Origin of the sequence: Gluconobacter japonicus (genome assembly GCF_015244665.1) — a bacterium.
GTDB lineage: Bacteria > Pseudomonadota > Alphaproteobacteria > Acetobacterales > Acetobacteraceae > Gluconobacter > Gluconobacter japonicus.
The window spans coordinates 636,257-655,956 of record NZ_JABCQN010000002.1 but is presented as its reverse complement, the minus strand read 5'-3'; the positions used below and the strand labels follow the sequence as shown (position 1 = coordinate 655,956).

General features: G+C 50.5%; 16 protein-coding genes and 1 pseudogene. 8 read left to right on the top strand and 9 right to left on the bottom strand.

The features are described from left to right. Nucleotides 1-317: 317 nt before the first annotated feature. Nucleotides 318-1,697 carry a replication endonuclease gene (locus HKD32_RS06355; RefSeq protein WP_228118801.1) on the top strand — a complete coding sequence of 460 codons (1,380 nt, stop codon included), beginning with the start codon at nt 318-320 and terminating at the stop codon, nt 1,695-1,697. On the opposite strand, the gene HKD32_RS15560 is transcribed toward HKD32_RS06355, so the two are convergent. Genes HKD32_RS15560 through HKD32_RS06345 form a run of 3 tightly spaced genes read right to left on the bottom strand, consistent with a single transcriptional unit; the run spans nt 1,591 to nt 2,712 of the window. After that, on the bottom strand, nt 1,591-1,851 hold the full coding sequence (locus HKD32_RS15560; protein ID WP_456306029.1) for a DUF7673 family protein: 261 nt from the start codon (nt 1,849-1,851) through the stop codon (nt 1,591-1,593). The two genes, HKD32_RS06355 and HKD32_RS15560, sit on opposite strands and share 107 nt — an antisense overlap. Nucleotides 1,852-1,879: 28 nt before the next feature. Continuing rightward, nucleotides 1,880-2,113 (bottom strand): hypothetical protein, encoded by a 234-nt coding sequence (locus HKD32_RS06350; protein WP_194257729.1) that lies wholly within the window; start codon nt 2,111-2,113, stop codon nt 1,880-1,882. Next, on the bottom strand, nt 2,110-2,712 hold the full coding sequence (locus HKD32_RS06345; protein ID WP_194257728.1) for a hypothetical protein: 603 nt from the start codon (nt 2,710-2,712) through the stop codon (nt 2,110-2,112). The genes HKD32_RS06350 and HKD32_RS06345 overlap by 4 nt, the downstream gene beginning before the upstream one ends. 234 nt (nt 2,713-2,946) lie before the next feature. Between HKD32_RS06345 and HKD32_RS06340 the strand changes: the two genes are divergently transcribed. Both HKD32_RS06340 and HKD32_RS06335 read left to right on the top strand, forming a co-directional pair. Beyond that, nucleotides 2,947-3,249, top strand: coding sequence for a plasmid mobilization protein (locus HKD32_RS06340; RefSeq protein ID WP_194257727.1), 303 nt, complete (start codon nt 2,947-2,949; stop codon nt 3,247-3,249). Then, nucleotides 3,246-5,024 (top strand): relaxase/mobilization nuclease domain-containing protein, encoded by a 1,779-nt coding sequence (locus HKD32_RS06335; RefSeq protein ID WP_228118800.1) that lies wholly within the window; start codon nt 3,246-3,248, stop codon nt 5,022-5,024. The genes HKD32_RS06340 and HKD32_RS06335 overlap by 4 nt, the downstream gene beginning before the upstream one ends. On the opposite strand, the gene HKD32_RS06330 is transcribed toward HKD32_RS06335, so the two are convergent. From HKD32_RS06330 to HKD32_RS06315, 4 genes are all read right to left on the bottom strand, one after another. Further along, a complete protein-coding gene (locus HKD32_RS06330; protein ID WP_194257726.1) occupies nt 4,994-5,404 on the bottom strand; it encodes a hypothetical protein in 411 nt (136 codons plus the stop codon). The two genes, HKD32_RS06335 and HKD32_RS06330, sit on opposite strands and share 31 nt — an antisense overlap. 76 nt (nt 5,405-5,480) lie before the next feature. After that, on the bottom strand, nt 5,481-6,335 hold the full coding sequence (locus HKD32_RS06325; protein ID WP_194257725.1) for a hypothetical protein: 855 nt from the start codon (nt 6,333-6,335) through the stop codon (nt 5,481-5,483). Further along, on the bottom strand, nt 6,316-7,182 hold the full coding sequence (locus HKD32_RS06320) for a hypothetical protein (protein ID WP_194257724.1): 867 nt from the start codon (nt 7,180-7,182) through the stop codon (nt 6,316-6,318). Before HKD32_RS06320 ends, HKD32_RS06325 begins: the two co-directional genes overlap by 20 nt. Before the next feature lie 32 nt (nt 7,183-7,214). Further along, nucleotides 7,215-7,850 carry a hypothetical protein gene (locus tag HKD32_RS06315; RefSeq protein WP_194257723.1) on the bottom strand — a complete coding sequence of 212 codons (636 nt, stop codon included), beginning with the start codon at nt 7,848-7,850 and terminating at the stop codon, nt 7,215-7,217. 200 nt (nt 7,851-8,050) lie between these two features. On the opposite strand from HKD32_RS06315, the gene HKD32_RS06310 reads away from it, so the two are divergent. Then, on the top strand, nt 8,051-8,611 hold the full coding sequence (locus tag HKD32_RS06310; RefSeq protein WP_194257722.1) for a recombinase family protein: 561 nt from the start codon (nt 8,051-8,053) through the stop codon (nt 8,609-8,611). 109 nt (nt 8,612-8,720) lie between these two features. On the opposite strand, the gene HKD32_RS06305 is transcribed toward HKD32_RS06310, so the two are convergent. Beyond that, the gene (locus HKD32_RS06305) at nt 8,721-11,195 is read right to left on the bottom strand and encodes an AAA family ATPase (RefSeq protein WP_194257721.1); all 2,475 of its coding nucleotides are present in this window, start codon (nt 11,193-11,195) and stop codon (nt 8,721-8,723) included. 202 nt (nt 11,196-11,397) lie between these two features. On the opposite strand from HKD32_RS06305, the gene HKD32_RS06300 reads away from it, so the two are divergent. Both HKD32_RS06300 and HKD32_RS06295 read left to right on the top strand, forming a co-directional pair. Beyond that, complete coding sequence (locus HKD32_RS06300; protein ID WP_194257720.1) at nt 11,398-11,955, top strand: recombinase family protein; 558 nt, start codon at nt 11,398-11,400, stop codon at nt 11,953-11,955. Between the two features lie 98 nt (nt 11,956-12,053). Next, nucleotides 12,054-16,952, top strand: a complete 4,899-nt coding sequence (locus HKD32_RS06295; RefSeq protein WP_194257719.1) for a DEAD/DEAH box helicase — start codon at nt 12,054-12,056, stop codon at nt 16,950-16,952. A 57-nt stretch (nt 16,953-17,009) separates the two neighbouring features. Here HKD32_RS06295 and HKD32_RS06290 read toward each other — a convergent pair whose 3' ends face one another. After that, nucleotides 17,010-17,750, bottom strand: coding sequence for a hypothetical protein (locus HKD32_RS06290; RefSeq protein WP_228118799.1), 741 nt, complete (start codon nt 17,748-17,750; stop codon nt 17,010-17,012). 248 nt (nt 17,751-17,998) lie between these two features. Here HKD32_RS06290 and HKD32_RS15510 point away from each other — a divergent pair. After that, nucleotides 17,999-18,166, top strand: a pseudogene (locus tag HKD32_RS15510) (DUF6538 domain-containing protein); the annotation flags it as partial. Between the two features lie 12 nt (nt 18,167-18,178). Further along, complete coding sequence (locus HKD32_RS06285) at nt 18,179-19,648, top strand: tyrosine-type recombinase/integrase (RefSeq protein WP_228118798.1); 1,470 nt, start codon at nt 18,179-18,181, stop codon at nt 19,646-19,648. Nucleotides 19,649-19,700: the final 52 nt, after the last annotated feature.

Sequence of the window (19,700 nt, the reverse complement as noted above, 5' to 3'; positions counted from 1 at the left end):
AACAAAACTGCAAGACTGTCTGCTATACTTCCCTCTCAGGACTGGAGAACATCCCGAAGACCAGTCCGGAGAAGGAAGATCAACATGTTTCTACAACAGGACCATTATAGACCATTCTGCTTCCCTCCACGCTTACACGGGGAAAGATGTAGGATGATGTGCAGTATGACGAGATAGACCACTGGATAAGAACCACCAGACCAGACATCTGGCGCAGGCTGTTCCCCCTGCATGTGTTTTACAAGAACGTAATCACCAAAAAGATCGCAGAGAACTGCGAATTTCTGACCTGTTTTGAAGAAACTGAACAGATTGCCATGGACGTCGTGGCCTGGGTTGAAACCCTGCCCGAAGACCTCGTTTCCGGCTTTGACCTTCTCTCCCAATCTTATGACGAGCTGAAACAGACCCAGCGAATCACGGGACAGGTTCTCACACGCAAAGCCAACAGGTTACGCCGTAATCTCCGCAGGGTTCTGGAACTCTCCCCGGAACGGGACAGGATTCAACAGTCCTTTGACGCCGAGAAACTGACAGCCAGCAAAACGTTCATCGTCGTTCCTGACAGACAGAACCCGGACACCGGACTGTCCGCTTATGATTTACGTCAGTGGCATCTCAGAAAACATTATGCGGTCACGCTGGCCATAGCTGACAGCCTGCACGACTTCGCCACCGGATTTCTGGACTATCGGGGACTGTTCCTGACCCTGACCTTACCCGGATCATACCATGCCTGTTCCTATGAAGAGGCCAAAGCCGAAATCTCCAGACGCTGGAAAAGTGTCAGACGCAAAGCCCGGGAGAAGGATATTCTCCTGCTGGGGATGACAGCGCTGGAACTCCAGAACGATGAAACACCGCATTACCATATCCAGCTCTACGTAGACCCCTCCCAGAGAGCCTGGCTTGAGGAACAGATCCTTCAGGCGTTTCCAAATGAAGTGGACCGACAGGCAGACGCCATCAAGGATATCCGCGATGTGCTGTCTGTTTCGCGATATCTCACCAAGGACTATGGAAAGCCTGAAACCAGCCTGACGTTCATTGGACTGACGCGAGACATCCGAAGCCGTTATACGAGTATTCATGCAGGCAAACGCTACGGAACCCTGTCCGATGCAAGAGTTTCTACAGCTCACAGGTTGATAAAGAGGAAAACCTTTGGTGGAACAGCCCTGCTCCTGATGCGGGGATTTTCTGATGAGAGACTGAACCGGATATCAGCCCGTCATCCCGATTTCCATTATGTCCGCAGAGGAATGCCGAGAACCCTGACCGCTCTGGTGCATGTCATGCATTTCAGAACAGTGAAGGATTTCAATGCATCCCCTGTCAGCCAGACCTCCATGGTCAGACATCAGGTTTCAGTCAGGACAACAGTATTTCATTCTGACATCGTTCCAGATTGTTTAGATATATACCAAGAAGGTGTTACTTCCTCAGCTTTTGGGTGGGAGAGGCTTTGCTCCAGAGGGCAACCTCCTCCCAAGGCGAGAGACGAGGCATTGGATATGCTCGAACAACCCGGGACAAGTCTATCCCGCACCTCACCTTGTTGGGGAAAAGGTGAGGTGCGGGAAGCCCCCTTTATTGGGACTTCAGGCGGTTCTGACGGTCCAGTTCCCAGTTCACGAGCTCTTGCAAACCTCTGTAAAACTCGCTGTCTACAAGAGGATAGGTGGTCCCCGATGTAAAGATATCCTGAGACAAATCACAGATCGCCTTGAATGTCTTACCGTCGAGATAAACAAGACGGTGGAAGTCGAATATCCCAAAGAGGTGCTCATTCCACCACCAGAGCAAAAAGTCGCGGGCAATAATTTCGCCCCGGCTGGTTCCACGAGCCATATTCAGGAGATGGTTGAAGGCGTCTGCTTTAGTTATCATCACACACCCCCAGTTCCTGCATGATTTCCAGAACCGTTGCGACATCTTCGACACTTTGGATGCGGTTTTTGAACATCCAGGATTGATCCAGGAGTGCCTGAGCTCTGTCTTCATCGCCGTCCTGTTGCAGGGCCGTCAGGGGAGCCTCCAGAGCGGAAATCCTCCACTCCAAGTACTTACGGGCGACATCCAGCTGAGCCATGGCAATTTCATGATGGGTCATGGCTGGCCTCCCTGTCCTTCATAGGACCAAGAAAGAGGCTTTTTGCCCTTCATTTCTGCCAGGAGCGAGAAGCCGAGATCGAAATGAGCATGGAGAGCAATCGATGCGCCTGCGTTGAACTCATCTGGAGCAAAGCGGGCAAACCACTGCACATACTCGATTTCCCAGTCCCATCTATGTCCGTGATACCGCTCGCAGTCCCGGAAAATCAGCAGTCCAAATGCAACAAAAAGCGCATTTCCAAAGCCTTTTTTCTCAGCGTTGCGGTCTTCCTGCTCCCAGCCATAAATGCTGATGGCTCGCAGAATATCTGCAACCGGATTGTCCATATCCATAAAGAAACGGAACAGCGCGTCAGATCCTTCATCTCGAAGACCTGATGCCTTTTTCAGCGCTTCAACATAAGCAGAACAGGATTTTGCCTTGTTCCATCCCTGCGCTTTCAGCTCCTGTCCGACACACGACACGATACGCGTAATTTCAGGGAGTGCGACGGGGGATTCCCCAATATGCCTTGGTGTTCCCAGGCTTTTTTCCCGCTCTTCAATATTGGACAGAACGGTTAGTAAAGTTTTAATATCAGTTCGTAAAATCCTCATTATAGTTTCCTCAAAAAACAGAGAGTCCTTTCGGGTCTCCGTAAGGGCACTTATAGCAAGATCAGACAGACTTGTCAAGGATTTATTTCAATAAATACCAATAAAAATGATTTTTCCTGCATTTGTATATACGGTTACTCTAATTTGGCTCAAGTTTACTATCTGAATACACCAGACCTGCCCTCTCCCCTGCATCTGCCAGAGCTATAATGACTCACGCGCGCGAGGGGCATTATGAAAACAGAAACAGTGCATATCCGGATCAGTCCAGAGGAACAGGAGAGATTAAAACGTAATGCAGGACCACGCAGACTATCTGTCTGGTGTCGCAGGGTTCTGCTCAATGAGCTTGCAGGAGGGATTTCGATTGCCCAAGAGCTTCTGGCGTTGCGTCAGGAGTTGTCTGCCATTGGCAACAACCTGAACCAAATTGCGAGACGACTGAACACAGGGGAGCAGGTGGAGATTGCCTCCAAGATTCCCGAGCTTGATGACATCAAAGCCCGCATCAACAGGGCTTTGAGGAGGGTCAGATGATCCTCAAGAGCAATCCCATCAAAACGTCATCGGGGTCAGGAGCCATTTTCCATCACCTTGTGGAGAAGACAGACGAGAACGAGCATATTTTACTCTGGAAAGGCAGACGCCAGGATATCGATGACTGTATCGCAGACGCAACAGCTTTCCATCGCGTGAACGCAGTCCAGCACTTCCAGATATCGTCCAAGGAGAAGCTGACAGACGAACAGTTTGCCGACTGCATCACCATGCTGGCGACAGAGTTCGGGTTTACGTCGTCTGATGTGTGTCTTGCAGTCATTCACACCAAAACCCGTCACGATGGCAAAGCAGACAATCGCCACTGTCAGTTTCTGGTTCGCACCACACATGCCGAGACCGGCAAGGTTCTCGATGTCTCGCATCGCTATGAACGTCAGGAGAAGATTGCCCGACTGTTTGAGCTGAAGCATGGTCTGGGACTGACCAAAGGACGTCACAACAGGTCCGTGTATCACGCAGTTCCAGAGGAATTTCGGGACCGCCTGAAGACGCTCTGCGACGGACCGCTCCCGAATTCCTGCCTGTCAGACCCACACTCAAAACTGTCCCAGCGACAGGGCGCCAGCCCTTTCGATGTCAAATACGCCGTGCGGGAGATGTTTTCCCGCTCTGATAGCTGGCAGGCTTTTGAACAGGCTGTGGCAGATCAGGGATGGACCCTGGAAGCAGGCCAGAAGAAACCCGATGTTCTTATCCTGAAAGACCAGCACGGGGTCTTTGTGGGTTCGCTGTCCCGTCTGCTGGGCCTCAAGAAAGCCGAGCTTCAGCAGTTCAGAACAGACCCCGAAGCCATGACACAAAAAGGGATAGCCAGCCCTGGCCCTCGTGACACATCCCGAGACCCAACTGGCAAGGGGGAACCCCCCGTTGACCCCGAACCCGACCAAACAGAGGAAACACACGCACCCAACGCGACAGAGACCGGGACTTCCCTTTCGATACCCCTGACACGACCAGCCCCCCAGTCCCACTGGCTTGGCCCTGTCTCCAGTCTTCAGATGTCACCACGCGCTGTCATCACAGAGGGAATGTCACACGCGGAAATCCAGTCCGTTATCGACTTTAACAGGAGAGAGGCAGAACACGAGGCGGAGATCCGTGACCTGTTACAGGACCAGAAACGCTTTGCTGACATGCTTCTGGCCATGATGGAGGAGTTCGATGCCCGCTGGTCGCATCTCGCGCCTGAGCCTTTTGCACACCCGCAAAGCCGTGACGCCCAGTATATTGGCCAGACCCATCATGCCAGACTTGCCCCGGCCCGACGCCGATGGCTGGACGCCAGACAGAAGGCCAGCGTGTGGAACCGTGGAAACAGAGCGGAAATCCGGCAGGCTGAGGACGCCTTTACCGCCATTCTTCACGCCTATGGCTATGACCGCCATGCGGTTGGCACACTGGACATGCAGGACGATGAGCAGTTTGCCTATGCCCTTCGCTGGATGGCGGACTGGTATGCGACAGGCCGGGAGAAAGCCCATACGGCATGGGCAGACTCTCCCGAGGTTCAGACGTTCCTCAGAGCCAGAGCCGATATGGAGAGGCTCGTGGCGCATCTGAAACAGACCCGCGATGTCGGACTTCTTGTGCTGGCACGAGACAATCCGGAGGAAGCCCTCAGGCAGATGGCTATGCTGACTGCCCCCTCCCCGGCCCTTCCAGCAAATCAGACCGATGCCGTCAGGTCAGTGACAAGACATCGCTCCTTAAGGAAAGAACGTCATTGTTTGAAAACACCTGTTCCAGCATAGCTGGTATTGTCATTCAGATTATGTTTCATAACGATACCGTTATGGATAAGCACGGTTAGTGTCCTGATATGGCTTTTATTCTTCGACCCCAGAAATGTGGTGAGCCCGGTCGGATCGAAGACTTCCGCATCCGCGATTTTATCGGACGAGCTTCCATAGGTGTATGTCCAGATTTCATTGCCACTATCGGTGTAGCTGACCTTGTCTGGAGCTCCATAGATGGCCTTGACCTGTTCGTCTGTTGTAACGCCATTATGTAGGGTCTGATTGATACTGGCTGGCGTGGCCATTTTCAGTGCCTGATTACCGCCCGACGCGGTCGAACACGCACTGAGACCTGCCAGAAAAAGACTGGCAAGTGGCATTCTGAAGTATTTCATGGAATATCCTGTTCGATAAGAAAAATGTAGTTACCCGCAAAGCCGAGGCAGGACCTGCCCGCGTGAGAACGGGATGTCAGCGCATGGCCTGCCATTTCCGGAACCCAAGCCACCCAAGCCCCAGAGCGCAGAGTAGGCACAGCCAGTACCCCAGCCCCCATGTGGCAGACTCAATGACGTGTTGTGCCAGTTGGCTGGTCTCGCGTTCCATGGACTGCTGGAAACTGTCCGTGGCTCCAAAGCGTCCGAACATCTGACCTGTGGCCTGCGTCAGGGCCGTTGCGAAAGCGTGAAGCTTCCTGTGAACGCCTACGGCCAGAAGCACCAGAGCCAGCAGAGGCAGAACATTCAGGAGCGGAGCATGTCGGTGTTTCAGCCAGGGAGAGACCCATGGCATCAGCATGATGACAAGGCCCAGACAACTCCAGAGTGTCAGACCGGTTCTGACGCCATCCGTCGTGAACTGCGTTCCCAGCAACTGATACAGCGAACAGGACACCGTGATGGGCAGACCTTCCTTGGTGGCATCCAGACTCCAGCCTGTCAGGGCGAGGAACGAGACCAGCAGGACCAGTGACAGGACAACAACCTGCACCGTCATCCGCGAGACCTGAGCATTGACATACGGACCCAGCTTCTGGCTGAGCCCCTCGCCGTTCTTCAGAACACTGCGTGTGATATCGTCCAGTTTTTCGCGGGTGAGACCTTCAGGTGTCACGACCTGAATGGCCGATGCATGGCCCTGTGGATCAGGGCTGAAACTGACCTTCTGGTTGAGGGCGGGAGCCGTGCTTCCCTGCCAGTGTCCCGCCAGCTGGAAACTGTACTGGGTGCCGTCAGAAACAATCAGGCCCGGTGTGGTGTCAGGAACCTTGATGATGGTGCCGTTGAGCGTCACAGGCTGATGTCCTTCACAGGGCAGGTTTGACATGGCTGTTGGCCAGTTTCTGATCGACCGAAGCCGTGAGCTGTTTCAGGACTTCGGCGTTGATCGCACGTTCAGCCCTCAAATCTTCAAGCGTCAGAAACATCATGGACACATTGGCCGGATTGGAACTGACAGGGCTGGCTCTCACAGCCAGATAGGCGATTTCACCCGGAGCATCATACGAACTGCTGTCCATGGGCTGGGCGTAGGAAAAGCGGGCATTGGTTGCCATTGTCCCGGTGGCCGTCACATAGGCCGTGGTTTCTGAATCGCTATCCCGCACCATTGCGGGAAGCGTCAGTCCGTATTTCTGGCTGATATCAGAGGCCAGTTCAGCAAAACGGGGAGAGGCATCCGCAGGAAAGGAGACGGAGCGCTTGATGGCTGTCACGACACTTCCCATCACAGGGGGAGACACATGCACTTCAAGCTGGTCGCCGTTGACGTCACATTGCAGAAGCTGGGGATAGAACCGGGTTTTGACCCCAACACCTTTGTAGGTGGTGTTCAGGAAACTGTTGGTGAGACGTGGGTCTGCCTTGCAATAGGTTTTCATTGCACGGGTGGCGTCTGCCAGACCCATACCCAGTGTCAGCCCCACGATACTGGCGTTGCCCACAGAGCCCGTCACGGGCTGGTAATGCAGGGTCTGTTGCAGAGGAAGCCCACCATTATCCGGTGGGGACTGTGAGGCGGATGCGCCCAGTCCCATCATTTTGGCGCAGGCCGGGGAGATGACGCCCTGATTGATGGCCAGCAGACAGTCCGGTGTGGTCTGGGCTTTCGCAGGGGCCAGCATTGCCCCCAGAACCACGGACAGGGCGGAAGCAATGAAGAGGGTGGTTTTCATGTGAGGTCCTGCGGGATGGGAAGAAAAAGGCTTCATGCGGACAGTGATTGCAGGAAGGCGGGATTGCTGAGGACAGCCTGCTCAATGGCCAGAAGCGCGGTCTGCTCGTTGCGCCGGAACATCTGGTACAGATGCATGAAGCCTATGGGGATCAGCGCGATCGCGAGGAGAATGGACACAACACACAGCGTTGAGGGAGGGGCCAAAGCGGGGCCCTGACTGGTTGCAACAGCACACCCTCCCAGAAGCAGAATGCACAGGAGATAGCGACGGGTCAGTCTGCCAAACCCGTTCTGCCGGATGGGTGACGGAAGACCCACGGGTGTTTTCCAGCCTGCCTGTGTGGAGAGGTTGTGGAACAGGACATATCCGGTGGACTGACGCCCCTCCAGACCGACCCACACGAGCCGGACGGTCTGACCGTCCCGCATCGGATAGTTTCCGATGTCCTGACGCTCCCGTCCGCCTGGCGAGACGACCCAGAACTTCTGGTGATGCGTTGTATTGGTGTGAACCTGAGGTCCGTTAATGACGTAATTGCCCCCGCCGAGATGCGTGGCGGTGCCATTGGTGGTCTGGGTTGTGGTTTCGGTCCATTGGGTCAGGCCGTGAACCGTGCCCTCGATTCCGTGAATCCAGAGTGTTTTCCCAAAAATTTCGACATTCATATCTGGACACACACTCCCCGAAAACAGAGGAAAGACGCCTCTGTCAGCCCGTGATGGACGTGGAACACCACGCCCCAGGCGTCTCACCGCCTGTCTCCAGGTTATCCCGTAAACACCTGATTTTGTTATGATTCAGGGAGGAGACCGGACGGGCCTGAAAGGGTCCCACAAAGGTGTCCCTCAATGACAGGACAGGGATTATGGGAAAATATGGCTATGCACGCGTAAGCACCTCACGACAGCAGACGGACAATCAGGTCATGGACCTTCTGAAAGAAGGTGTGCCAGAGGCGAATGTTGTGACGGAAACAGTGTCAGGGGCGACCGCATGGAGATCGCGTCCGGCCCTGAAGAGACTGGTCAGACGACTTCAGGCGGGGGACACCCTGACCGTGGTGAAGCTGGACCGTCTGGGACGTAATGCCCTCGATGTGCTGACCCTCATCGACGTGCTGAAAAAGCGGGAGATTTCTGTCAGGATTCTTAATCTGGGGATTGATACCGCAGGCGCTGGAGGCAAGCTGTTCCTGCTACTTCTCGCGGGATTTGCGGAGTTTGAACGCAACATCATCCGCGAGCGTGTGCTGTCAGGGCTGGAGACCGCCAAATCCAAAGGCATCCGCCTCGGGAGAAAGCCGACGCTGACAGAGGACGACATCGCTCAGGCGCGTCGTCTCAAAGCTCAGGGCCTCTCTGCCAGAGAAGTGGCGAAACTCCTGCACGTCTCCAAGATGACAGCCTGGCGGGCCATGAACTCGTGAAATCCGTCCCGCAATCCCCGTACCAGAATTGCAGAACCGGACTCTCAGCCATGCAAAATCTCTCTATTCCCAAATCAGGTGTTTTTGGGACAGGGGCTAAAAAACTAATCTAACTATTAGACATTTTTAGAATTGCTCGGCGGATGGGTGCAAATGCTTGCTCATCGCGTTCTACCACGGTTTGCCAATCAAAATACGGAACGTTAATTCCTGACTTATTCCATGTCTCAGTTAGATAAGATCGGAACTTCAACACTCTTTCAAACCGGTCAACTATATGGAAACTCTCTTTTTTTGTAATTATCTCTTCGAAGATAGAATCTCGAAATATAGGGGTATCAAACACCATCGCATCAAGATATGAAAAAGAGGCTAACCATCTAAGTGTATGATAAGAACCCACCGATGTTACCCTGAAAGCATGAGGCATATCTCCGAATAGACCACTAACATTTTCGTCAAAAGTTACGCGCAACGTACTCTCTATTAGTTTTTTATTATTTAAATGCCTGAGTTTATTTTCAATTTGCTTAATTGTAAATCCATTTTTTTGCATTTCTATTTCTATAGATTCTGTTGACACAAATCCATCAGCATCTTTTTTACTGTATTCAGAGTTCATGTATTCTAAAATCATTGTAGAAAGAAAATGCTCTCTTTCATCTGGCAAATGAACATCAAACAAATTCGATGCCAAAGAACTCATGGGATTATAGTGAGCAAAATCTCCTAAAATAGCTGCCTTAGAAAATTCATGAAGAGGTATAAAATACTCGCCTTCCCTAGTCATAATATCAATTATTTTATCAGCATCAACATTTGGGCTTCCAATGAATTTTTTAACAAATTGAACAACTTCTCTAATATTTCCTCCCGTTATATTAGAAAGTATCTCTCTTATCTCTTTATTAGATTTCATGCTAATAATAAGAGCACGAAGAAATAGAGCCATACTTCCAACGCGGATATTAAGACCCGCGTAACTTGCATGCTTTATATCACCTTCGCAGATACGAAGCGCAAATTGTAGCCTCTTTTCAATTACCAATTCAGGCCGTGGAGGGGAGATTGTAAAGACCTTATTAGGGTAAGCAGCCAAAGCTCCACTACGAGTAGACTGAAAAAACGTCTGCGGTCTTAAAGAAATAAATACAAGAGCTTGCCAAGAATTAGCAAATTCTTGCGCTATTAGAAATGCATCTTGCTGTAATTCGTGCCTCCTTTGGTCTGCATTATCCAAAACTATTACGACTTGTTTTCTCCTAGCTTTTGCAAGGTGTTCAATAACTTTCTTTAAATGCTGTGATTTATTTTTTACCTTTTCTACAAGCATGCTTATGATGAGTTTATCTCTACCGTTATCATCATCAGCAGATTTATAGAAAATACTTTGCTTGAATTTTTTTATTTCAGAATTATATATTCCATTAACTATATTTTCTTCTTGTATATCTATATTATATTGAGTGAATAACTGATTTTCAACTTCATCCAAGACAAACTCTTTAACGTCTCCTGAAAGGGTAGCCTGAGAGCCAAAATCTATAAATAATAGTATGGAAGAGCGAGCTTCTTCAGATGCTTTTCTTAAAAAGAGATTCTTTATAAAAGATGTTTTTCCAACACCAACATCCCCTATTAATACAATCGGCCTTCTTGATAAGGCCTCTTGAAGCATATCGTTACTAAAAATTGCCTCATGGCTTTCTCTAGTATCAACCGATTGCATTCGCGGAGATTCTTCCGTGTCCGGAAAGAGAGAAGCATACCGCGCAGATAATATACGTTTACTCAGCAGAGCATCTCGACTTAGAGCTCCAGTGTCACAATAACACTCTTCATAAAATTGTCCTTCCAAATCTGATGTATTAACAATATCTTCTATAAGTAATTCAGAAAAGTCTCTCAAATTTGCCTGTAAAGTGCTTTGATATCGTATTTGCGGAAAAGACGTGAGACGAGAACTAGGCTTTGGCGGCAACGTAGTTGCGCTTCCATTAGTAAGAATTCTATTTAACCTGCCTTCAGAAATTCCTAAAGGAGATAGCGATTGCCACAACACACCAAAATGTTGCTTCATCGCCTCTAAACTATTTAAAACGAGCGCCTTGCCCGCAAGAGGAGAATCACCAATTTTAATCGCAACAAAAGCAATTAGTTGATGACCATTACAAACAACTGCGTATTCGACACCCTTCCCTGAACAATATTTTTGTACTTGTTCTATAGCCTTTTTTGCAGAATCGTTTCCTCGGAAAATTGTTTTTATCGATTGAATAGGTTTTTCGGTACTTCCAGGCGGTAAATCAAAATATACCCCTTCCTTTTTTGCTTCAATAATTACTTTTTCTGGTGTCCCAATTATATAATCAGCGTATTCTCCATTTATATGCTCTTCCAGATTAAAGCTATCATCAGGCCATCCAAGACAATTATTGAGAAATTTATTGATGAAATGGTGCCTAGTGTTAGCTTCATTCCAATCATGATGAAATTCATTATAATATTTACATAATTCAATAAAGTTATTATAGCACTCTTCTTCTGTTTTTTCAGAAAATCTACTGGAAATTTCAGCTTTCATCTTATTTCTCGCAAAATGTACAAACTAAGAAATTATCCTTATTAACCTCAAAATCACTCAAGAATGTCAAGGTATCTTATCTGCAATTATTATGCGCTATAATACCGTCATAGATTGAGATTTATGGCGGTATTATAGAACCGCAGGAAACAGCCAGAAAATAACCGCCATAAATCTCCGCCAAAATTATAAGGAGAATGATATGAAATACGGTTATTGCAGAGTGTCCACAGTAGGACAGGATTTGAAGGAGCAAGAAGACGCCTTGATGGCTCTGGGAGTTCCAAAAGCGAATATCTTCAAGGAAAAGATTTCAGGTATCATCAGGTCAGATGACAGACCTCAGTTCGGGAAGCTCCTGAAAAAGATTCAGGCCGGGGATGAGCTGGTCGTGATGAAGCTCGACCGACTTGGAAGGTCTACCCTCGATATCCTGACAGTCATCCAGAATCTGAGAGGTCAGGGCATTGCCATCACCATTGAAGGAGTAGGGACCATCAGGGATGACATGATGGGAAGCCTTACCATGAACCTCCTCGCCTCCTTTGCAGAGTTCGAGCGTGCCCTGATTATCGACCGCACCCAGTCAGGCAGGAAAAGAGCCATGGCCAGCGGTGTGAGGATGGGAAGGAAGCAAAAGCTTTCCCCTCAAGCTCGAAACGCTATCAAAAGGCGCTATGGGAATGAGACAGGAACAGCACTGGCAAAGGAATATGGCGTTGGCCTGAGAACAATCCAGCGCATTGCCTCTGACCTGTAACGCTCATCATGAGCGACAGGAGAGAGAGGGCTTCGACAGGTTTCCTCATCATACCATCGGAGATATGAAAGGATATCTTGTGTTCGAAGGTTCTTCCAATGTCCGCTCTCTCCACGCTTCTCGATACGTTCCGCCAGATGGCTGTTTCAGAGAGCGAGAAAGGGACATATTTTGAGGAACTGATTGTCTGCTATCTGCGGACCGAACCCAGCTATGCTGACCTTTACGATATGGTCTGGCCATACAAGGTGTGGGCTGGCGAGAATGGCCACCCTGTCAAAGACACAGGCATCGACCTTGTGGCCAGAGAGCGAGGGACAGGGAAGCTCCATGCCATCCAGTGCAAGTTCTATGCCCCGGACCACAAGATAACCAAGAAGGACATCGACACCTTCTTCTCAGCTTCTGGCAAAAGCTGGTTCTCCCATCGCGTTATCGTAGCCACCACAAACCTCTGGAACAGCAACGCCGAAGCCACGCTTGCGGACCAGCACCCTCCTGTCAGCAAGATTGACCTGCTCGACCTTGAAACCAGCGTCATCGACTGGTCGCAGTATCAACCCAAGAAAACCCCTGTTCTACGAGAGAAGAAGACACCACGTCCTCATCAGGACACAGCCATCAAGAATGTGCTGGCAGGCTTCAAAACCGATGACCGTGGCCGTCTCATCATGGCCTGCGGAACAGGCAAGACCTTCACCAGTCTGAAGCTGGCAGAACAACAGGTCGGCGCTGGTGGTCGTGTCCTGTTTCTGGTCCCCAGCCTCTCCCTGCTCTCCCAGTCCCTGACAGAATGGACACAGGAAAGTCAGGTTCCCCTGCATAGTTTTGCCGTCTGTTCAGACAGCGATGTCGGGAAGAAAAAGGCGTCCCAGGACGACGAAATCAAAGTCAAAATCCACGAACTGCGCTATCCGGCGACCACGAACCCTGAACGTCTGGCCAGCGAGTACCAGAAGCGCCATGATGCCACCCACATGACGGTGGTGTTCTCCACCTACCATTCCATTGATGTCATCTCACAGGCTCAGAAAGAGTTCGGCTTTCCCGAGTTTGACCTGATTGTCTGCGATGAAGCACACCGCACAACAGGCGTGACCTTCGGAGGGGAAGAGAACGACAGCGCCTTTGTCCGTGTTCATAACCAGACCTATCTGCATGGTCAGAAGCGTCTCTACATGACCGCAACCCCTCGCATCTATGGCGATGTGGCTCAGGAAAAAGCGGAGAATGAAGGGGCCATTGTCTATGGCATGAACAATGTCGAAATCTTCGGCCCTGAGTTTCATGTCATCACCTTCTCCGAAGCGGTCAGGCGCAAACTTCTGGTCGATTACAAGGTCATCGTTCTGGCTGTGGATGAAGGCACTGTTAGCGCAAGACTTCAGAAACTTCTGGATGACCCTGACAACGGTCTGAAAGTGGATGATGCCGCCAAAATTGTCGGATGCTGGAAAGCACTGGCCAAGATTGGTCTGTCACAGGATGGCGTTGAAGACCCGGAGCCTATGAAACGGGCTGTCGCTTTCTGTCAGGTCATCTCCCCTGACTACAAGGGACGTGCTCACAAGGTCAGTTCTATCCAGATTGCCGACATGTTCCAGAAGGTGGTTGAGGAATACCAGCTTCAGGACGGTATCGAAGCTGAAGCCCGCCTGACCTGCGAAGCTGAGCACGTCGATGGCGGGATGAACGCCAGCGAGAAGGAAGCCAAGCTTTCCTGGCTAAAAGATGAAACTCCTGACAAAACCTGCCGGGTACTTTCCAACGTCCGATGCCTCTCTGAAGGAGTGGATGTTCCTGCCCTGGATGCCGTGCTGTTCCTGACACCCCGCAACTCTCAGGTGGATGTGGTGCAGTCGGTGGGGCGTGTTATGCGAAACGCTCCGGGGAAGACGAGGGGCTATGTTGTTCTGCCTGTTGTCATTCCTGCGGGAACCCCGCCCGAGCAGTCGCTTGATAATAATCAGGCCTATAAGGTGGTGTGGCAGGTTCTTCAGGCTCTGCGCTCGCACGATGACCGCTTCGATAGCATGGTCAATAAAATGGACCTTCAGGCCAAGCCTGACACGTCCCGCATGGAAGTCGTCGCAGTTACGAAGAAAATCACCCAGAAGACGATGGCCCTGACGACAGGGACAGCCCAGAAAGCACATTCCTCCTACTCTCTTGGCAAAAAAGCCTCTCGCCCAAGCGATGAGCAGTTCAAGATGGAGTTCCAGGTCGGGGAAATCGAACGCGCCATCTACGCAAAAATCGTCAAGAAGGTTGGCAATCGTCACCACTGGGAAGATTGGGCTGGCGATATTGCCAAGATTGCCCAGACCCACATCACCCGCATCACCACCATCCTCGACAATCCTGAGAATGTTCAGGCACGTGAGGCGTTCAATCAGTTCGTCTCTGACCTGCGCTCAGAACTGAATGACAGCATCAGCCGGGAAGACATCATTGAGATGCTGGCCCAGCACCTCATCACCCGCCCTGTGTTTGAAGCTTTGTTCTCAGGCCATAGCTTTGTCTCCGACAATCCGATGTCGAAGGCCATGCAATCCGTGCTGGACGCGCTGAACAAGCACAGCCTGCACAAGGAAGCGGACACGCTGGAAGACTTCTATGCCAATGTGCGTGAACGCGCCTCTGGTATTGATACGGCCTATGGTCGGCAGAAGGTCATCAAGGAACTGTATGACGGCTTTTTCCAGCAGGCTTTCCCGCGCCTGAAAGAACGCCTCGGAATTGTCTACACCCCTCTGGAAGTCGTGGACTTCATCATCCGCTCCATCAATGACGTGCTGGAAAGCGAGTTTGGGCAGACCCTGGGAAGCAAGGGCGTCCACATCATGGACCCCTTTACAGGGACAGGGACATTCATCACCCGCCTGCTTCAGAGTGGCCTGATTACGAAGGAGCAGATGCTCCACAAGTTCAGGCATGAGCTACACGCCAACGAAATCGTCCTGCTCGCTTACTATATTGCCTCTATCAACATCGAGGCGACGTTCTCCGACCTGATGGACGGAACGTATGAGCCTTTCGAGGGTATCTGCCTGACAGACACCTTCCGCCTCAATGAGGCGCATGACCTAATTGGCTCCACGCTGGAAGACAACAACAAACGCATCAAAAGGCAGAAGACACTCGACATCCGCGTCATCATGGGGAACCCGCCTTACTCGGTGGGACAAAAAAGCGAAAACGACAACAACGATAATGTCGAATACCCTGCTCTGGATGAACGCATCAGAGAGACTTATGCCAAGCAGTCAAAAGCTGTGCTCTCCAAGGGCCTGTATGACAGCTATGTCCGTGCCATCCGTTGGGCTTCCGACCGCATTGGAAACTGTGGTGTTCTGGGCTTCGTAACCAACGCAGGTTTCCTCGAATCCAATACAGCAGATGGCCTTCGGAAGTGCCTGGCTGAAGAGTTTTCAAGCATCCATGTGTTCCATCTTCGGGGGAACCAGCGAACATCTGGTGAGACCTCACGCAAGGAGGGTGGGAAGATTTTCGACGCAGGAAGTCGCGCTCCGATTGCCATTTCCATTCTGGTGAAGAACCCGAAAGCCAAGGAACAAGGACACATTCTGTTCCATGACATCGGGGATTATCTGAACCGCGAACAGAAGTTGAAGAAGATTCAAGAACTGGCAAGTATCAAGGGCCTGAGTAATGCAGGGCTATGGCAGAACATCACGCCAGATGAGCATGGTGACTGGCTCCGTCAGAGAGATGACAGCTTCCGGAATTTTATGCCTATCGGCGTAAAGAAGGGAAATGAGACACCATTATTTTCAAAATTCTCTCTTGGCGTTGTAACAGCAAGGGATTCTTGGTGCTGGAATTTTTCCAATACAGAACTCAAAGAAAACTTAAGCTCTATGGTTGATGTTTATACGTCTGAATTGGCACGCTTTAACCAAGAATATCACGGTACGGACAAAAAGATTAAAAATGCATCTGTCAGTGACTTTGTTACCTCGGATACCACAAAAATCAGCTGGAGCCGTGCTCTCAAACAAGATTTATCTAGAAATAAAGAGCTGATTTATTCGGATAGCTGTCGCACTCAAGGCGTGTATCGACCATTCACTCGTCAATGGCTCTACTTTGATAGACGGTTGAACGAGATGGTCTATCAGATGCCTCGCCTGTTTCCTGATGCGAATGCAAACAACCTGGTCATTTGCGTGAAAGTTCGCATACCTGACGGTGGCTTCTTCGCAACCATGACAAACGCCATCTTTGACCTCCAGCCTGATGGTGGAAGCCAGTGCTTTCCACTGTTCGTCTATGAGGATGCAAAACCAAACGAAGGCAACGGCGATGACCTCTTTAATGGTGAAGCTTCGAACAGCTTAACACGCAAAGATGCCATCACAGACGAAGGGCTGAAGCACTTCCAGGACTCCTATCATGGGGAAAGCATCAGCAAGGAAGACCTGTTCTATTACGTCTATGGGCTTCTGCACTCTCCAGACTATCGAGAACGCTATGCTGATACCCTGCGGAAAGAACTGCCTCGCATTCCCCGCATGAAAACATTTGAGGCCTTCAAGGCATTCTCAGATGCTGGTCGGCGCTTGGGAGAAATGCATATCCATTTCGATACCCAGCCCATCTATGAAGGGGTAAAGGTCGACACAGGAAACGCCCGTCTTTCACCTGAAGACTACCGCGTTACCCAGATGAAGTATGGCAAGGGCAAGGATAAAACTGTCCTGCACTACAATGACCGCATCACAGTCACAGGAATCCCGCTGGAAGCCTACGACTATGTGGTCAACGGCAAACCCGCTCTGGACTGGGTGGTTGAGCGTCAATGCGTCAAGACAGATAAGGCCAGCGGTATCGTCAACGATGCCAATGACTGGGCCATCGAGACCATGAACAACCCACGTTATCCGCTGGAGCTCTTCCTACGCGTTATAACTGTCAGCCTTGAGACGATGAAAATTGTGAAGTCCCTCCCTGCCCTAGATATTCTAGACACATAAAGGTCTACTCTTCCCTAACCTTCATTCAGCCGTCGCCTCCCGCATGAAGGGCATCCTTTAGCCCTTCAAAAGAGCTGAACGAATTATCTTCCCTGCGGTGATAATAGCCTCTGTGCTGTTCAAACCATTTGAACCGCCTGTGAGATGAGGAACCACAGCTAATGGAATATCTCCCGATTTCATGAGTATTCTTTTGTTGTGCCCATTCACGGCAAACGTCTGAGTTTTAAAATCGACAGGTTCACCGCACACAACTTTAGCAAATTCTTGCGCTTGCCCGATGCCGACACCGATAAAAAGACGCGGTCTGTGTTTCAGCACAATATCATGTAGGTTGGTGAAATAGTGACGGAAAAACTCATAAAACTCCTCACGACTTCCGAACCCTGTTCGAATACGTGCTGCATCACTCCACACCCCCATATTGGGATTCATCTGCGGGAATAGATTTCCTTTGAAATAGCCTTTGCAATCACGCTCAAAAATCTTGTGTGCTTCTGCATACTGACGAGCATCCCGAGCAAAGGTTGGAACATGGATGGGCATTCCCTCCACAACTGAAATCAGCATGTGTGCCTTTCGATTGAAGGGCCATTTCCAAACATCCCACTGACATTTGACCGAATAATTCGCGACCTCTTCATTCTCAGGAACAGACAATTCCTCATTGAGAGCTTGCTGGATGGTGTCACTTCCACCTGGTTCGATACCGTACACCCACAGCGAACGCTGAGAGGTGTTACCAGGGTCGCCTGAATCCCAGCCTGGGAAAACAACATCGTGACGCTGTAGGTCCATCAAAAATAGCCCTCCAATAAAGCTTTCTAAACGGTAGACTTATTTACAAAGGTCTTCTACAATTCGTTAGAAAATATCACTCTAAAAGTTATATATTTCAATAACTTAAGTAGGTCACTTCGGGACAGTTCTTATTCGAGTCCCGCAGCTCGCACCACTAACCTATTGAAAAGACAGAGAAAAACACCCCTCGACGTTAAAGTGGGCGTTTGTCCCACAGTCTTTCCCATTCTGGGAGAGTTAGACGCATGCTGCGAATCGTCGGGTCGCAATATTATTTCAGGCGTTCTGTCCCGCTAGACCTCCGGGCTTGGTTAGGTCGAGGCGAAATCTCGCATCCCCTGAAAACCTCCAGTAAGCTTGTCGCACGGCAAAAAGCGGCTCTGCTGTACGCCAAAACGGGCCAGTGTTTTCAGGAGATTCGGCGCATGACGACAGAGCCAACACAAAAAGCCCTGACCGCTGTCGATATCATCCGCTTCTATGAGCAGTTCGTGCGGGACTGGGAGAACTATCACAACGTTCGGCTGGAAGAAGAGAAGAGCAAGCACAGCGCCGAGATGGCGCAACAACTGCTTCAGACGAAAGCTTACATGCGGCAGGTCGACAATTTTTTGGACATCATCGCAGGGTATTTCGAACAGACCGACGCTTTCCTCAATGCTTTGAGGCAGACACAGGCACTGCATACGGCCGTCACGCAGACCCGCGAGGCTATGCTGCGTGATGAAATCGCGGGCCTGCGAAAACTTGTCGTCGATATCAAAGCTTCAAGCGGCGCTATCGCGTCTGTGGCTACCCCCGCCATTGACGATGGGCACGAAGACGAACCGCCTGAAGCCTTGCTTTCCCCCGTCACAACGAAGCGCAAGAACGCCAAGACTCAGACTATCAGTGCCATGGCTCAACGCTTTATTCTCAATGATACCAATAAGAGTGCGGACACCATTAAAGGCACGAAAACAACACTCGACCTGTTCATCGAGGCTTTCGGAGACCTATCCGTTAATCAGGTGACGGGAACAACAGCAGGTGACTTTCACGACTTGCTCCTCGGCCTTCCCGCAACGCATGGGAAATCCAAGAACCGTCTTCCTATTCGAAAAGCCATAGAGGCAGCAAAAGAGCAAGGACTGGAAACGGTCAGCGGTAAGACCGTGAAGAACCATTTTTCTCGCCTATCCTCTCTCTGGTCCGTACTCGTTCAACGCGAAATCGTTGCAAAAAACCCTTGGTCACAGTGGTCTTTCAACACAACGAAGAAGACGGAACGACGCTGTTGGACCGATGACGAATTGACCCTGCTCACAACAGCACAATGGGAGCATCGCGGAATTTCCCGTCGAACATACACAGGAATGGTCAACGTCGCGCTCTACACCGGCTTGCGACTGGGAGAAATTTGCAATCTACGCGGCCAAGACATCGAGAATATCCAAGGTGTGGCATGCTTCCATGTCCGCCCTCACCCAGAAGATGGATGGTCTCCAAAGTCGGCAGCAGGAGCGAGGCTCGTTCCCATCCACTCCCAGCTTATCAAAGCAGGCATCATGAGCTTTCTGAAACCGGAGCAGCATTTCCTGTTTCCCGACCTTCCGACGTCAAGTGAAGGCGTCAGAGGGGCAGCGTTTGGCCAGGCGTTCTCAAAACTCAAAACGAAGCTCGACCTTCCTGCCGAGATTACGTTCCACAGCTTTCGGCACACAGTTTCCACGAAGCTGCGCAATCAGAATGCCAGCTTTCGAGAACTCTGGATTGACCGAGTTTTAGGACACGAAGCCTCGCATCGAAGTCAAGGAACGATGAACTACACGAGTTCCATCGACGTGCAGAACCTGAAGAGCGTTATCGAAGCGTTGGAATTCCCAACGTTCAAATTAGACATTCCTGAGACCTGACGGCGGCTATGGAGCGGAAACAGCCTGTCCGCTTTTGATTACAAAGCTTGAA

What these genes read in the sequence shown, in the direction of transcription:
- HKD32_RS06315 (WP_194257723.1), bottom strand. Translation starts at nt 7,850, where the DNA reads ATGAATGTCGAAATTTTTGGGAAAACACTCTGGATTCACGGAATCGAG.
- HKD32_RS06295 (WP_194257719.1), top strand. Translation starts at nt 12,054, where the DNA reads ATGTCCGCTCTCTCCACGCTTCTCGATACGTTCCGCCAGATGGCTGTT.
- HKD32_RS06345 (WP_194257728.1), bottom strand. Translation starts at nt 2,712, where the DNA reads ATGAGGATTTTACGAACTGATATTAAAACTTTACTAACCGTTCTGTCC.
- HKD32_RS06355 (WP_228118801.1), top strand. Translation starts at nt 318, where the DNA reads ATGGACGTCGTGGCCTGGGTTGAAACCCTGCCCGAAGACCTCGTTTCC.
- HKD32_RS06325 (WP_194257725.1), bottom strand. Translation starts at nt 6,335, where the DNA reads ATGTCAAACCTGCCCTGTGAAGGACATCAGCCTGTGACGCTCAACGGC.
- HKD32_RS06350 (WP_194257729.1), bottom strand. Translation starts at nt 2,113, where the DNA reads ATGACCCATCATGAAATTGCCATGGCTCAGCTGGATGTCGCCCGTAAG.
- HKD32_RS06300 (WP_194257720.1), top strand. Translation starts at nt 11,398, where the DNA reads ATGAAATACGGTTATTGCAGAGTGTCCACAGTAGGACAGGATTTGAAG.
- HKD32_RS06305 (WP_194257721.1), bottom strand. Translation starts at nt 11,195, where the DNA reads ATGAAAGCTGAAATTTCCAGTAGATTTTCTGAAAAAACAGAAGAAGAG.
- HKD32_RS06340 (WP_194257727.1), top strand. Translation starts at nt 2,947, where the DNA reads ATGAAAACAGAAACAGTGCATATCCGGATCAGTCCAGAGGAACAGGAG.
- HKD32_RS06290 (WP_228118799.1), bottom strand. Translation starts at nt 17,750, where the DNA reads ATGGACCTACAGCGTCACGATGTTGTTTTCCCAGGCTGGGATTCAGGC.
- HKD32_RS06320 (WP_194257724.1), bottom strand. Translation starts at nt 7,182, where the DNA reads ATGAAAACCACCCTCTTCATTGCTTCCGCCCTGTCCGTGGTTCTGGGG.
- HKD32_RS06285 (WP_228118798.1), top strand. Translation starts at nt 18,179, where the DNA reads ATGACGACAGAGCCAACACAAAAAGCCCTGACCGCTGTCGATATCATC.
- HKD32_RS06310 (WP_194257722.1), top strand. Translation starts at nt 8,051, where the DNA reads ATGGGAAAATATGGCTATGCACGCGTAAGCACCTCACGACAGCAGACG.
- HKD32_RS15560 (WP_456306029.1), bottom strand. Translation starts at nt 1,851, where the DNA reads ATGGCTCGTGGAACCAGCCGGGGCGAAATTATTGCCCGCGACTTTTTG.
- HKD32_RS06330 (WP_194257726.1), bottom strand. Translation starts at nt 5,404, where the DNA reads ATGAAATACTTCAGAATGCCACTTGCCAGTCTTTTTCTGGCAGGTCTC.
- HKD32_RS06335 (WP_228118800.1), top strand. Translation starts at nt 3,246, where the DNA reads ATGATCCTCAAGAGCAATCCCATCAAAACGTCATCGGGGTCAGGAGCC.